Source organism: Paenibacillus sp. FSL L8-0158 (assembly GCF_038592965.1).
GTDB classification, from domain to species: domain Bacteria; phylum Bacillota; class Bacilli; order Paenibacillales; family Paenibacillaceae; genus Paenibacillus; species Paenibacillus polymyxa_D.
This window is the reverse complement of the sequence record NZ_CP151949.1, coordinates 2,532,590-2,550,074: the sequence shown is the minus strand read 5'-3', so window position 1 is coordinate 2,550,074 and position 17,485 is coordinate 2,532,590. Positions and strand designations below refer to the sequence as shown.

General features: G+C 53.3%; 1 protein-coding gene (only partly in view). It reads right to left on the bottom strand.

This entire window lies inside a single protein-coding gene on the bottom strand: locus NSQ68_RS11610, encoding a non-ribosomal peptide synthase/polyketide synthase. The 42,423-nt coding sequence extends 9,635 nt beyond the window's left edge and 15,303 nt beyond its right edge, so the window shows coding positions 15,304–32,788 — codons 5,102 (complete) to 10,930 (partial); reading right to left, the first codon wholly in view occupies positions 17,483–17,485. Both the start codon and the stop codon lie outside the window.

Genomic DNA, 17,485 nt, shown 5'->3' with positions numbered 1-17,485 from the left:
GCTCATCCGTCCGGTCGATGACTACCGCTTGACGCACACCTGGTACCCGCTGAATTGCGGTTTCAATCTCGCCCAGCTCGATCCGATAGCCCCGAATTTTGACCTGATAGTCCATCCGGCCGATAAAGTCTACATTGCCGTCCGGCATCCACCGCGCCAAGTCACCTGTGCGGTACAGTCGTTCACCCGCTACGTACGGGTTCGCTACGAATTTCTCCGCCGTCAGGTCCGCACGGTTCAGGTACCCCCGTGCGACCCCAACTCCGCCGATGCACAGTTCGCCCAGTACACCGATCGGTACCGGATTCAGCTGGCTATCCAAGATGTAGAAACGTGCGTTCAGCCACGCCTGACCAATCGGTACACTGCCGCTACTTGGCAGCTTCGACAGTTCTTCGTCGTAGAAGCTGGAGTCGATCGCCGCTTCCGTGACGCCGTAGCTGTTCATAATGCGAATATCCGCACCAAACCGTTCTTGCAGCACCCGATAATCCGTCACGTTGCAGCTATCCGAGCTGGTAATCAGCAATTCCAGACTGCTCATGTCCAGTCCCTGTTCATGCACATGCTGCATAAACGGTACGATCAAGGCCGGTGTGGATTCGAACACGGTAATCTGGTAATCGCGAATCCAGCCGTACAGACGGCTTGGGTCAATGCGATCATCCTTCGGACAGATAACCATTGTGCCACCGTTATAAAGCGTCCGCGCGATATCCCCGACGAATACGTCGAAGGAGAAGCTTGCCAGTTGCAGCAATCGTACCGGGAACTGGTTCAGACGGTAATCCCGACGATAGGCAGCAGCTGTATTGACCAAGCTGCGATGCTCAATCATGACACCCTTCGGACGTCCTGTTGTCCCGGAGGTGTAGATCACATACGCCAGATCCTGCGGTTCGTTGATAGGTTCCACATCCGTGGCATCCCCGGTATACAGCGACTCATCGTCCAGCGCCAGTACAGTATGCAGACGCAGTCCCGTTGCGGGTTCGGATGCTGCTTCGCTGTCAGATGGCGAATCTGCTGTTCCATTCAGGGTTCCATGGAGCGTACCTGATTCCATCGTTACAGTGCCAGCCGCTGTTTCCAACTCGCCCTCAGTCTGCCCTCCGTCCAAGGCCTGTTGGCTTTCTTCGAGCCATGCCTGTGCACGCTCCTGCAAGCCGATTTGGGTCAACAGCACCGTCGCACCGCTGTCCTCCAGCATAAAGCGGATTCGCTCGGACGGATAATCTGCATCCAGCGGCACGTACGCACCGCCGGTCTTCCACACTGCCAGCACGCCGACCAGCATGTCCACCGAACGTTCACTCAAAATGCCAACAATCGACTCGCGTCCAATGCCTTCATTCCGTAATCTCCGCGCCAATTGGTTCGCACGCTCGTTCAGTGTGCGGTACGTAAGCTGCTGCTCCTCGCACACCACCGCCACGTGATCCGGTACAAGCTGCGCTTGTTCTTCCACATAGGTATGGAACAGTGCTCCTGCTTCTACCGCAGCAACATCCGATACCCCTACATCTCCAAAACCGTAGATGATTTGTGCCTTCTCCTCGACGGTTACCATATCCAAAGCTGCCAGTGGCTGCTGCGGATGAAGGGTAATTGCACGAACAAGTTCGGTAAAATGCTGTGCCAATCGCGCGATGGTCTCAGGCTTGTACAGCGCCGTGCTGTATTCCAGACTGCACAGAATGCCTTCCGGCTGCTCCACGGCATCCAAGGTTAGATCAAATTTGGACGTATGATTGTCCGTCGGATACGTTTTAAAGGTTAGACCCTCCAGCTCGAACTCCTGCTGCTCAAATGTTTTCAACTCAAACATCGTGTCAAACAGCGCATTCCGGCTCGTATCCCGCGTTAAATTCAGCTTTTCAACCAGCTCTTCAAAAGGATACTCCTGATGTTCATAAGCACTGAGCGCATGCTCTTTGACCTCTTGCAAGTAATCCAGGAACGTTTTGTCGCCAGCCGGATAATTGCGGATCGCCAGCGTGTTGAGGAATACGCCTACCAAGCCCTCCAGTTCCGCATGCGGTCTTCCGGCAATCGGCGTGCCGACGATAATGTCCTCTTGACCCGTGTATTTATGCAAGAGCGTGCTATACGCGGCCAGCAACACCATGTACAAGGTAGAGCCGGTTTGCGCAGCCAACTGTTTCAACTGCTCGCTGTCCTCCATGCCGATCGCAAATTCCAATCGAGCTCCTTCCAGACGCTGTACGGCGGGTCTTGCAAAATCCGTTGGCATTTCCAGTGCTGGAATGTCGCCAGACATCGTGCTCAGCCAATAGCTTTCTTGCTCACGAAGCCGCTCACTTTGCATATCTGCATGCTGCCAAACCGCATAGTCCTTGTACTGAATACGGAGTGGCGGCAGCTCCTTGCCTTCATACAATTGAGAAAACTCCTGCACGATAATGCCTTCCGTGACGCCATCCGAAATAATATGGTGCATGTCATAGAGCATGACGTGACGCTCCGGTCCGGTTTCCACCAGCTGAACCCGCAGCAACGGTGCTTGTGCGAGATCAAATGCACGCACAAAGTCCTGGGCGTACTGCTGGGTCTCTTCTTCGCTTGCCTGCACATGCTCCACGTTGAATGGTGCGCTAGATTCAATCCGTTGAATCACCTCGCCATCCACCATCTCGAATCGGGTCCGCAAGGCCTCATGACGGGCAATAAGCTGGCGGAAGGCTTGTTCCAGTCTCGTTTTATCCAAGGAACCTTCGATAACCAAAGCGCCTGGCATGTTGTAGCTCACCTCTCCACCTTCCAGGTGACTCAGCACGTACATCCGTTTTTGCACCGAGGAAACAGGATAATATTCGCGCTCCTCCGCAACAGGGATAGATACATACGTTTGCTGGGTCTGATCTTCTCCCATCACCTGTACCAATTGCTCAATCGTCGGATATTGGAAAATATCTCGCAAAGCCAGCTTGTGATTCAGCTCTTGATGAATTTTCGCCATCAGGGTGGTAGCGCGCAGAGAATGTCCTCCCACTTCAAAGAAGTTATCCTGGATGCCTATTTGATGATGATTCAGAACGCTTTGCCAAATACGTACCAGCTGCTCTTCCAGCAGTGTGCGCGGCGCCACGTACTCCGTGCCTCCTTCGAGGCGCGCTTCCGGCGCTGGCAACGCTTTGCGGTCAATTTTTCCGTTCGGTGTCAGCGGGAAACGATCCAATTGTACGACATACGTCGGGATCATATAGCCCGGCAGTTTGGGCTGCAGTGTGCTGCGCAGCGCCGGCAAATTCAGCGCCGCAGAGGCTACGACATACGCACACAGATCTTTGTCTCCGTCTTCGTTTTCCCAGGCGGTGACGATGGCTTTCTGAATGCCGTCCACGGTCAGCAGTTGCGCTTCTACCTCGCCCAGTTCAATCCGGAAGCCCCGGATTTTGACCTGATCATCCATCCGACCAATAAAGTCTACATTGCCATCCGGCATCCACCGCGCCAAATCGCCTGTGCGGTACAACCGTTCACCTGGTACATACGGATTCGCTACGAATTTCTCGGCCGTCAGGTCTGCACGATTCAGATATCCCCGTGCCACCCCGGCTCCGCCAATGCACAACTCGCCCAGTACACCGATCGGCACCGGATTCAGCTGGCTGTCCACAATGTAGAAGCGTGCGTTCAGCCACGCCTGCCCAATCGGCACATGGCCGCTGCTTGGCAGCTTCAACAATTCTTCGTCGTAGAAGCTGGAGTCAATCGCCGCTTCTGTTACGCCATAACTATTAATGATGCGGATATCCGCGCCAAACCGTTCTTGCAGCACTCGGTAGTCCGTCACACTACAGCTGTCCGAACTGGTGATCAGCAGTTCCAGACTGCTCATGTTCAGTCCTTGTTCATGCACATGTTGCATAAACGGTACGACCAGGGCCGGAGTCGATTCGAATACGGTAATCTGGTAATCGCGAATCCAGCCATACAAACGGCTGAAATCAATCCGGTCGTCTTTCGGACAAATGACCATTGTCCCGCCATTATAAAGCGTCCGCGCAATATCGCCGACGAACACGTCGAAGGAGAAGCTGGCCAGTTGCAGCAGTCGGACTGGGAATTGATTCAGGCGATAATCCCGGCGATACGCTGCAGCCGTATTCACTAAGCTGTGATGCTCGATCATGACGCCCTTCGGACGTCCCGTTGTCCCGGACGTGTAGATCACATACGCCAGATCGTGCGGTTCATTGATATGATCGACGTCTGTCGTATCTCCGGTGTACAGTGACTCATCACCCAATGCCAGTATGGTTTGCAGACGTAGCTTTGTTGCCGATTCAGATGCTGCTTCGCTGTTAGACACCGAATTTGATTTCAAGCTCAAACCTTCATTCAGGTTGTCCCTTTCCATCGTTTCAACGCTAACCGCCGTCTCCAGCTCACCCTTAGCATTTTCATCGCCCAAAGCCCCGTAGCTTTCATTCAGCCATGCTTGTGCGCGTTCCTGCAATCCCGTCTGAGTCAACAGTACCGTCGCACCACTGTCCTCCAGCATGAAACGAATCCGTTCGGACGGATAGTCTGCATCCAGCGGCACATATACACCTCCGGCTTTCCACACCGCCAATACGCCGACCAGCATGTCCACCGAGCGCTCACTCAAAATGCCGACAATCGATTCGCGTCCAATGCCTTCCTTTCGCAATCTACGCGCCAATTGGTTCGCACGCTCGTTCAGTTTCCGGTACGTAAGCTGTTGCTCCTCGTACACCACCGCTACATGATCTGGTACAAGCTGCGCCTGCTCTTCCACAAAGGCATGGAACAGGGCTTCTGCTTCAACAGCATCAACACCTTGTACCCCCACATTTCCAAATCCATCGATGATTTGTGCCTTTTCCTCGGCGGTTACCATATTCAAAGCTGCCAGCGGCTGCTGTGGCTGAAGTGAAATGGCACGTACGATTTCCGCATAATGCTGTGCCAATCGCGTCATGGTCCCCGGTTTATACAGCGCCGTGCTGTATTCCAGACGGCACAGAATACCTTCTGGCTGCTCTATGGCCTCCAAGCTCAGATCAAATTTGGCCGTATGATTTTCCAGTGGATAGGAGCTCAAGGTCAGACCTTCCAACTGCAACGCCTGTTGCTCCAAGGTTTTCAACTCAAACATCGTGTCAAACAGCGCATTTCGGCTCGTATCCCGCGTCAAATTCAGTTTTTCAACCAGCTCTTCAAAAGGATAGTCCTGATGCTCATAAGCACTAAGCGCATGCTCTTTGACCTCTTGCAGATAATCCAGGAATGATTTATCGCCAGATGGATAATTGCGCATCGCCAGCGTGTTGATGAAGACACCTACCAGACTCTCCAGTTCCGCATGCGGTCTTCCGGCAATCGGCGTGCCGACTACAATGTCCTCTTGGCCTGTGTATTTGTGCAAGAGCGTAGTGTACGCCGCCAGCAGCACCATATACAGGGTTGAACCTGTTTGCGAAGCCAGTTCTTTTAGGCGTTCGCTCACTTCACGCTCCAGTACGAACTCGATCGTATCCCCTGCCGTACTCTGCACCGCCGGACGGGCAAAGTCGGTTGACAGATCCAGTACAGGCACTCCGCCCCGGAAGGTGCCCAGCCAGTACGCTTCCTGACGCTGCATCCATTCCTGATGGGTTTCGCTTTGCTGCCATACGGCATAATCTTTGTACTGAATCCGTAATGGCAGTAGCTCTTCACCGCCATACAAGCGGACAAACTCATCGGTCAGGACCTCCATGGACACACCATCCGAGACAATATGGTGCATGTCGAGCATGAGTAAATGCTGGGATTCTTGCTCTACTCCTTGGACACCCAAATCCACCAAGCCTACCCGCAGCAGCGGTGCAGCTTTGAGATCAAACGGACGGACAAACTGCCGTACCCGTTCTTGTGCTTCCTGGCTAATCCTTGTGTACGTAGCTGTAGTTGTATCCAATCCTGTAGCTGTGTCCTGATCCGTATCCGTAATCGCACTCTCTACCTGTACCTTCGTATATTCCACCTCGAATGGCACGGTATCCTCAATCCATTGCACCGGCTCATTGTCTACCAGCTCAAAGCGGGTACGCAAGGTTGCATGACGATCGATTAGTTGACGGAACACGTCCTCTACTCGCTTCACGTCCAGCGGACCACTCACTTGCAGTACCGACGGCATGTTGTAGTTCACATCATTCGGGTCGAACTGATGCAGCACATACAGTCGTTTTTGCGCCGAGGACAGTGGATAGAAGCAACGTTCTTCCGTTACCGGAATGGACGCATACGCCACCTGATCCAGCCCTTCCAGAACAGCTGCCAGTTGTTCAATGGTTGGTGCTTCAAAAATGCTGCGCAGAGGAAGTGGCTTGTTCAGCTCTTGGTGAATCTTCGAGGCTAGTGTCGTCGCCCGCAACGAGTGTCCACCAATCTCGAAGAAGTTTTCCTTCACGCCGACCTGCGCCAGGCCCAGCACATCCTGCCAAATTTGCGCCAGCTTCACTTCCACCCACGTTCGCGGTGCGACATAATCGGCTCCGGTTTGTAGGCTGCCTTCCGGTGCTGGCAGGGCCTTGCGGTCAATCTTGCCATTGGGACTCAGCGGCATTTGCTCCAGCTGTACAAAGTACGATGGTACCATGTAGCTTGGCAGCTCCCGGCCCAGCTCACTTCTCAGCTCGCTAGCACCGAGCTCTTGCCCCGCAACATAGTAGGCCACCATTTGTTTTTGGCCCGTTTCATCCGCACGAGCCATGACCACCGCTTCGCGTACCGATTCCACTTGGAGCAGCTGCGTTTCGACCTCGCCCAGCTCAATCCGGTACCCCCGGATTTTCACCTGATGGTCGATCCGGCCTAAGTATTCAATGTTGCCGTCTGGCATCCATCTCGCCAAGTCACCAGTGCGGTACATCCGTTCATACCCGGCTTCCCCGCTGGCAAACGGATCGGCAACGAATTTCTCGGCCGTCAGTTCCGGACGGTTCAGATAGCCTCGGGCTACGCCAACACCGCCGATACACAGCTCCCCTGCCACCCCAATCGGCTGCAATTGCTCCGTGCCTTCCTTGACGATGTACAGACGAGTGTTCTGAATCGGTTTTCCGATCGGGATAACCGTATATTCCACATCCGGCTCGCAATCGAAGTACGATACATCCACCGTCGCTTCCGTCGGTCCGTACAGATTGATCAGCTTCGCCCCGGCCAGGCTCGACACAAGCCGTTGGAACCGGGCCACATGCTGCGATGGCAATGCTTCGCCGCTGGCAAAGACATGACGCAACGTTGCTAGCTTCGCTTGCATTACTTCCCGTGGCTGCTGCTCCACATACTCCAGGAACGCATGCAGCATGGCAGGTACAAAGTGCATCGTGCTCACGCCATCGCGGGCAATGGTGTCGACGATGTCTTCCGGGTTCTTTTCCCCGCCTACGGACAACAGGCTTACCTTCGAGCCGACCAGCGACCACCAGAACAGCTCCCACACCGACACGTCGAAGGTGAAGGCGGTCTTTTGCAGGATCGTATCATCCGCACTCAAGCCGTACCGATCATGCATCCACAAAATCCGGTTCAGCACAGAATGGTGTTCCACCATCACGCCCTTCGGTTTCCCAGTGGAGCCGGACGTATAAATGACATAGGCGACATGGTGTGGCCCAGCCAGTGGCTCCAGATTCGAACCGTCTTCGTGGTAAATGTCTTGGCCAGCCTGCTCCTGACGATCCAGCACCAGCACCTGGCCGTCGAAACTCAGCGAGGCTTGCTCAGACAGATGCACTTGCGTCAGCACCAGCTTCGCTCCCGAGTCCTCCAGCATAAAGCGGATACGATCGGCCGGATATTCCGGATCAATCGGCACATAGGCTCCGCCGGCCTTGAGGATCGCATAGATGCCTACGATCATGTCCAGCGAACGGTGAACCAGGATGCCCACGGGCTGATCCGGCTGAACCCCTTGCGCACGCAAGGTCCGGGCCAAACGGTTGGCTCGTTCGTTCAGCTCACGGTAGGTCAACGACTCTTCACCACACAGTACTGCCACTTGCTCCGGTGTATTCGCTGCCTGCTGCTCAAACAGACTGCTTAGCGTTTGATCCTGTGGATAGGCTGCCGCCGTATCTCCCCACACCTGAACAATCTGTGCCTGCTCTTCCGCTGTCACCAATGCCAGCTCATTCACACGGATATGTGGATTGTTCACGATTTGCTTGATGACATGCAGTACATGTCCCTGCATTCGCTCTATCGTAGCCCGATCGTACACATTCGCGTTATATCTAAACATGATACGGAAGGTTTCATCGGGCATCACAATCAAGTCCAGATCATAGTTCGTTTGCTCAACAACCTCCACATTCGTAATGTCAAACGCGGACGGACGAACTTCGATAAGCTGCTCAACTTGCTCCTCTACCGGATAATTCTCAAATACCATAATGTGGTTAATCAGGTTCTGCTTCTGCTCGGTCAGCGCCTGAATCTCATATAGCGGGAAGCTGTCATAGGCTCCCGAGGCCAGAGCCTGTTCCTGCGTTTTCCGCATCACTTCCACAAAAGTGGCATTCCGTTCACTTTGAATCCGCACCGGTATGGTATTAATGAACAAACCAATCATATGCTCTACGCCGGCAATATCCGTTGGACGTCCAGATACGACACTACCAAAAATAACATCCTCATTATTGTTATATTTCTGCAAAATAAGGCCCCACACGCTCTGCATCAGCGTATTAATCGTGACCTGCTGCTGCTTCGCAATCCGGTGTATAGCTTCGCTCCACGTTGGGTCCAGATCTACCGTTATTTTTTCAGAGATATATTTGCTGGTTTCACTTGCTGAAGTGGACACCGTATGATCCCTGCTGTCCGCCACTTGGTCTTTCGATGAAATATCCGATCCAGGTAACAACGTCTGCTGTTCAAAGCCCGCCAAATAGCTGCTCCAATACTCTTTTGCCGCACGTTCATCCTGACGCTCTAACCATTCGATATATTGGCCATACGGTGTGATCGGAGCAAGCTCCGGCTGTTTCTGCTCCAGCAGCGCAAAGTACGTACCAAACACCTCGCCTGTAACGAGCGATAAGCACCAGCCGTCCATGACAATGTGATGGAAACTCCATACCAAATGATACGTTTCTTCATCTATTTGCAATACCTGTACACGCATGAGTGCATCGGTAGCGAGATTAAAACCTCTAGCTTGGTCCTCCTGCTTAAACGCCTGGATATACGCCTGTTGCTCCGCTTTCGGCATTTCGCGAATATCCTTGAAGGAAAGGTCGCTATCCTTGTGACGGAACACGATTTGCAATGGCTCCTGACCGTTCCCTGTCTCAAATCGATGGAAATTCGTCCGTAGCGCTTCATGACGCTGTATCAGTACATCCAGACTCTTGCGGAAAATAGCAACATCAAAGCTGCCTTTTTGATCAAACGACGCTTGCTGGAAGTATGCGCCTGAGTCCGGCTCCATCAGACTATGGAACAGCATCCCCTTCTGCATTGGTGAGAGAGCATACACATTTTCCAGCTCGCCCAGAGAAGCTGTTTGCTCCGTCAATTGTTCCAGCTGTTCTAACGACAAGCCTTTGAACAAGACATCGCTTGGGGTTAGCTCACTCCGCTCTTGGGAGGTACAATGAGCGATCACTTCCTGCAAGCTTTCCCGTAGCATCTGTGCAAAATTTTCTACATTTTGCTGATGATATACCTTACTGTCATAGCGAATCTCCAGTGTCAGCACACCTGCTGTAATCATGCCGTTCACATTCAGCGGCTGCTCCAGTACGGTATGATCACTCATCGGCTCTCCACCTAGATGTGAAGACAGCGTGATCTCACCATTTTCCAAGTCCTGATCAAATTGTCCCAAATAGTTAAAGCTGATCTCAGGCTGCAAGGTTAAGAAAGAATCAGCATCATACTGAGACAAATATTTCAGAATACCGTAGCCAATGCCCTTATGCGGCACATGACGCAGGTCCTCTTTTACCCGCTTGATGCGCTGCCCTACTTCCGCCTTCCCATCCACACCTAGCAGTACCGGATATTGACTCGTAAACCAACCCACGGTACGGGTGACGTCGATATCTGGAACAATGGCTTCCCGGCCATGCCCCTCCAGATTGACTAGCACACGCTCCTGACCGCTCCAGTTGTACAATGCAGTACCGAGTGCAGTTAACAGCAGATCATTGACCTCGGTGTGGTATGCACGATGTGCTTCCTGAAGCAGCAGCCGGGTTTCCTGTTCGCTCCAAGCCACGCTCACCGTTTCACTGTCTCTGACCACAAAATGCTGTCCTGTCGCTCTTTCTTGATCCTTAGGTAGCGATGCAATTTCCACTTGGGCAAGACGCTGCCAATATTCGCGTTCGTTGTCGATCGCCGGACTGTTCGCATATTGAGACAACTGCTCTGCCCAAGCAGAGAAAGAGTCCGTTTTATAGGGCAAGCGAATTGCTTCTCCCCGAACGGCCTGTTCATATCCCGAGGCAAAATCCTCGAACACAATCCGCCATGAAATCCCGTCTACGACCAAATGGTGGATCGCAATCAGTAAATGATCCCCATCCATGCAGCGGAAAAGTCCCAGCTTCATCAGCGGTCCTTCGTCCAGACGAATGGAGCTTTGGATGGCATTGGCTTTCGTTTCAATCGCCATCGCGACCTCTGCCGCGTCTTCGACGCCTGTCAAATCAACAACGTCCAGACTGTACAGCTCGCCTTCATCCAAACCGCGATTCCACGCTTCATAGCCCTGTTCGGTCTGACGGAAGACCATACGCAATGCATCATGATGCTCCGTCAGCTTGGTCACCGTGTGATGCAATGCATCTAGATCGAAGTCTTCTGCTCGATGCAGCATCACCGACTGGTTGAAATAATGCGGCTCTGCTGATGATAATCCAAAGAACCATTGCTGAATCGGCGTCAGTTTAACACTTCCCGAAACCACGCCCTGATCGGCTGTGCGGCTGACCTTGTGTACATGACCACTCAGCAGCGAGACTGAAGGATATTGGAACAAATCCTTCATGTCCAGCTTGTAGCCCGCTTGCAGCAAGCGGGAGGATACCTGGATCGCTTTGATCGAATCACCGCCCAGATCAAAGAAATTATCCAAAATCCCGACGCTCTTCGCTCCTAATACAGACTGCCAAATCGAAACCAACGTCTGCTCCAGCGCTGTGCGCGGCTCTACATAATCCGCTCCGCTTTGCAGGCTACCCTCCGGTGCGGGCAGGGCCTTGCGGTCGATTTTGCCGTTCGGTGTCAGCGGCATCTGCTCCAGCTGGATGAAGTACGAAGGTACCATATAGTTGGGCAGCTCCTCACCCAGCAAGCTGCGCAGCTCACCCGCGCTTACGTCTCTTTCAGCGACATAGTACGCCACCAGTTGGTTTTGTCCTTGTTCGTCCGCTTGGGCCAGGACGATAACCTCTTGCACGTCTTCCACTTTCAATATTTGTGCCTCGACTTCGCCCAACTCGATCCGGTAGCCCCGGATTTTTACTTGATGGTCGATCCGGCCCAAATATTCGATGTTGCCGTCGGGCATCCATCTCGCCAAGTCACCCGTACGGTACATGCGTTCATAGCCGACTTCGCCAGCCGCAAACGGATTCGGTACAAATTTCTCCGCCGTCAGTTCTGGACGATCCAAATATCCACGCGCCAGACCTGGACCAGACACGCACAGTTCACCTGCTACGCCTACCGGAGCCAAATGTCCATGCACATCCACCATGTATACCTGGTGATTCGGCACAGGACGTCCGATGGAAATCAGTTGTCCTGCCCTTTCATCCTCGGATACCGGCCAGATCGACGTCGCGACCGAGTTTTCGGTTGGACCATAGCCATTGTAGTACGCCACCTGATCCTTCCACTTGTATACCAGTCCTGTGGAAGATGCTGAACCCGCAGTGAATAGAATACGCAGGTTTGGCATCCGCTGCGGCTCCAGATACACCGCATAGGTCGGCGGTAAAGCGGCCACCGTGATGTGGTGATCCGCCATATATTGCTCAAACCGCTCGTAGTTCAAAATCGTTTCTGACGTTGGCACATATAACGTGGCTCCGCAGAACAAGGCTTGGAAGATTTCCCAGCAAGCTGCATCAAACGAATAGCTGGCGAACAGCAACGCATGATCCGACGTACGAATCTTGAGCGTCTGATCAAAATACGTTTTCAGATTGCACAGCCCGTGATGCTCCAGCATTACACCCTTCGGCTGCCCCGTTGTCCCCGACGTATAAATCACATACGCCAAATCGTTCGGGCCGGACCACGGCTCCAGATTGGAACCATCCTCGTGGTACACCGTTTGTGCTCCATCCAGCACCAGCACTTGGCCATCAATAACTGCTTTGTCCACCAGATGACTTTGCGTCAACAGCAGCTTCGCACCCGAGTCGTCCAGCATGTAGCGGATACGCTCCTCCGGATAGGTTGGATCGATGGGGACATATGCACCCCCGGCTTTTAAAATCCCGAAGATACCCACGATCATGTCCACCGAGCGCTCGGTCATCAGACCTACCAAACGATCTTTCTTCACGCCTTGACTACGCAAGGTACGAGCCAGACGATTGGCGCGTGCATTCAGCTCATGATAAGTCAGCGTCTCTCCTTCAAAGAACAAGGCTGTCTGCTCCGGTGTCTGCGCAGTTTGCGCCTCGAACAAGCCGTAAATCGTTTGCTCGCTTGGATAAGCTGCCGCTGTATTCCCCCAAACCTCAACGATTTGCTCACGCTCCTGCATGGTAACCATATCCAGTTCATGTACACGGATGTCCGGATTCGCTGTCACCTGTTCCAGCAACTGCACCAGATGACCTCGAATTTGTTCTACACTTTCCCGATCAAAGGCAAGGGCATTATAACCAAAGCTCATATGAATGGTGTTCCCCGGCAGTACCACCAGGTTAAAGTCATAGTTGGTCTGCTCGACAGACTCGGCTCCTGTGATACTGAAGCTGGACGCCTCGCTGCTACCTAATTGCTCCAATTGCTCCTCTACCGGATAGTTCTCAAAAATAAGAATATGATTGATCAAATCCTGTTTAAGCTCCGACAACCCCTGAATTTCATACAACGGATACGTATCATAGGTATGGGAAGCAATCGATTGCTCCTGGGTTTGCTTCATCACATCGGAGAATAAACTGTCCATTTGACTGCGGATACGCACCGGAATCGTATTGATAAACAGACCAATGATGTGCTCCACATTCGGAATGTCTGCCGGACGTCCAGATACCACGCTGCCAAACACCACATCATCTGTGCCATTATATTTTTGCAGCAAAAGGCCCCAAACGGTCTGCATCAACGTATTGACGGTGACCTGATAACGCTTGGCTATGCGCTGAATACCAGCTGTGAGCTCTGCGCCCAAGTCAAAATCCAGACGATCCGCCTGATATCCTGTTTTGCCCTGCATTTTAGCCTGTGGCAGGCGGGACTGCTCCTCATATCCTTCCAGAACCTTGCTCCAGTAACCTGATGCGGCCTGACGATCTTGCTGTTCCAGCCATTCGATATATTGACTGTACGGCGTTACAGGCGCCAGTTCAGGCTGCTTATGGGCCAGGATCGCAAAATAACTCGCAAACACTTCGTTGGTCACCAGCGACAAGCACCAGCCGTCCATCACGATATGATGGAAGCTCCAGACAAAACGGTACGCATCCTCACCTGTACGCAAAACAGCAACACGCATCAAAGCATCTTGCGCCAGATCAAAGCCTTTTTGCTTGTCTTTGCGCGTATATTCGAGGATGTACTCGTTTTGCTTCACTTGCTCCATATCCCGCAAATCCTCAACATATAATTCACTGCGCTTATTCCGGTACACGACCTGCAGCGGTTCATCCTTCCAGCCGCTGTAGAAGTTCGTACGCAGTACCGTATGCCGCTGCACCAAGACATCCAGACTGGCCGCAAATGCAGCAATATTAAAATGTCCACGCAGATTAAAGGAGGCCTGTTCAAAATAAGCTCCCGATTGCGAATCCATCAGATTGTAAAAGAGCATTCCCTTTTGCATCGGTGTCAGTGCGTATACATTTTCCAGCTCACCGATACGTGCCGCCTGTTCCAGCTCTCCAGTCGTCAGACCTTTGAAGGACACATCACTTGGGGTCAGCTCCGATTGCTCCTGAGCCGCGCAATGCGTAATCACCTCTTGCAAAGCGGATTGCAGCAGGCTCGCCACACGTTCCAGCGTTTCCTTACGATACTGCTTACGGCTATAAGCGATCGTCAAACGCAGCGTGCCTTCTGAGATCATTGCATTTAAATCCAGCGTGTACAGTAACGACGAATCGGCATCCTCTGTCTCCCCTGCACTGTAGGAGGACAACGTGATCCCGCTGTTTTTCACATCCTGATCGACCTGACCCAAATAGTTAAAGCTGATTTCCGGTTCTACTGCAATCGCATGCGCTTCATCCGATGCAAACGCAGGGGACAAGTAGCGCCAGGTGCCATAGGTCAGCCCTTTATGCGGTATCTGGCGCAGTCCTTCCTTCGTTTCTTTAATCCGCTGAGCCAGTGTCATTTCCTTGCCAGTCTCCAGCAGCACCGGATACAAGCTCGTGAACCAGCCGATCGTACGCGTAATATCCACCTCTGGCAGGATCGCTTCCCGGCCATGGCCCTCCAGGTTCACCAGCACATGGCCTGCGCCTGTCCAGTGGTGCACCGCCAGTCCTAGCGCGGTCAGCAGCAAATCATTGACCTCGGTGTTATAGGCGCGATGGGCCTGCTTTAACAGCTGCTGCGTTTCAGCTTCGGTCCACTCTACGGTCAGCACTTCGCTGTCTGCGTTTAAGGAGCCCTCGTAGGCAAAATCCTTAGGCAGCGGAGCAATCGCAGCTTTGGCTTGCTCTACCTGCTTCCAATACGACGCATCCGATGCAGCCTCCGGACGGTTGGCGTAAGAAGATAACTCCTGTGCCCACGTTTGGAAGGAATCTGTTTTATAAGGCAATCGTACAGGCTCACCCTTGATCGCCTGCTCGTAGCCTGTCGAGAAATCTTCAAACAGAATCCGCCACGACACTCCGTCCACCACCAAATGGTGAATGGCGATTAGCAGATGGTCGCCCTCAGTGGTACGGAACCATCCCAGCTTCACCAACGGTCCTGCGGACAGGTCCATGCCGCTTTGGATTTCCGTTGCCTTCGCTTCCAGCGCTTCCGCATAGGTTTCCTGTTTACGGTAGTCCACCGTTTCCAGCGTATACAGCGTGCCTTCCTCTACAGGGCGTGTCCAAGCCGTATAACCTGCGAGAACCTGATGGAAAACCGTACGAAGCGCATCATGATGCTTCACAAGGTGATCCATGACTTGACGAATTGCCGTCTCCTCAAAGCCCTCCGCGCGATAGAGCATGACCGCTTGATTAAAGTGCTGCGGACGCTCGCGCTCCTGGGCAAAGAACCAATGCTGGATTGGAAGCAGCGCGGTTTCCCCGCTCACTTCTTCTTGATCTGCTAAACGACGAACCTCATGCATATGCGGTGCCAGGGCTGCAACCGTTGGATACTGGAACAAATCCTTCATGTCCAGCTTATAACCAGTCTGGAACGTACGAGATGCGATTTGGATGGCTTTGATGGAATCGCCGCCCAGATCAAAGAAATTGTCCAAAATACCGACCGTCTGTAGTCCCAGTACGGACTGCCAAACTGCTACCAAAGCGCGTTCTTGCGCCGTACGCGGCTCTGCATAATCGGCTCCAGTTTGCAGGCCGCCTTCCGGTGCCGGCAAGGCCTTGCGGTCGATTTTGCCGTTGGGACTCAGTGGCATTTGCTCCAGCTGTACAAAGTACGATGGGACCATGTAGCTTGGCAGCTCTCGGCCCAGCTCACTTCTCAGCTCGCTGGCACGGATTTCTTGTCCCGCGACATAATACGCCACCATTTGTTTTTGGCCCGTTTCATCCGTACGAGCCATGACCACCGCTTCTCGTACCGATTCCACTTGCAGCAGTTGCGATTCCACTTCACCCAGTTCAATCCGGTAGCCCCGGATTTTCACCTGATGATCGATCCGGCCCAGATATTCAATGTTCCCGTCCGGCATCCATCTAGCTAAATCGCCCGTGCGGTACATCCGTTCATAGCCTGCTTCCCCGCCTGCAAACGGATCGGCAACGAATTTCTCTGCCGTTAGCTCCGGACGGTTCAGGTAACCGCGGGCTACGCCGACACCACCGATGCACAGCTCCCCTGCAACCCCGATCGGCTGCAATTGCTCCGTGCCTTCCTTCACGATGTACAGACGGATATTTTGAATCGGTTTCCCGATGGGAATCACTGCATATTCCTCTGACGGCTCGCAATCGAAGTACGATACGTCCACCGTCGCTTCCGTTGGTCCATACAGGTTGACCAGCTTCGCTCCGGCCAAGCTCGACACGAGCCGCTGGAAGCGGGCCACATGCTGTGGCGGCAAGGCTTCACCGCTGGCAAAGACATGATGCAGCGTGCCCAGCTTCGCTTGCATCACTTCCCGTGGCTGCTGCTCCACATACTCCAGGAACGCATGCACCATGGCCGGTACAAAGTGCATCGTGCTCACGCCATCGTGGGCAATCGCGTCGACGATGTCTTCCGGGTTCTTTTCCCCGCCCACGGACAGCAAGCTTACCTTCGAGCCGACCAGCGACCACCAGAACAGCTCCCACACCGATACGTCGAACGTGAAGGCGGTCTTTTGCAGGATCGTATCTTCCGCACTCAAACCGTACCGATCATGCATCCACAAAATCCGGTTCAGCACAGAATGATGCTCCACCATCACGCCTTTCGGTTTTCCCGTGGAGCCAGAGGTATAAATGACATAGGCTACATGGTGCGGCCCCGCCAGTAGCTCCAGATTTGAGCCATCTTCGTGGTAAATGTCCTCGCGATCCAGCACCAGCACCTGACCGTCGAAACTCAGCAATGCTTGCTCCGCCAAATGCGATTGCGTCAGCACCAACTTCGCGCCCGAGTCCTCCAGCATAAAGCGGATGCGATCAGCCGGATATTCTGGATCGATCGGCACATAAGCTCCGCCGGCCTTCAGGATCGCATAGATGCCTACGATCATGTCTAGGGAACGGTGAACCAGTATGCCTACAGGCTGATCCGGTTCAACCCCTTGCGCACGCAAGGTGCGTGCGAGACGGTTGGCTCGCTCGTTCAGCTCCGCGTAGGTCAACAACTCCGCTCCGCACAACACCGCCACTTGCTCCGGTGTATTCGCTGCCTGCTGCTCAAACAGACTGCTTAGCGTTTGATCCTGCGGATAGGCTGCTGCCGTATCGCCCCAGACCTGAACGATCTGTGTCTGCTCTTCCGCTGTTACCAATGCCAGCTCATTCACACGGATATCCGGGTTGTCTACGATTTGTCCGATGACGTGGTCGATATGACCTTGGATACGCTCTATTGCAGACCGGTTATACACCAAAGCATTGTA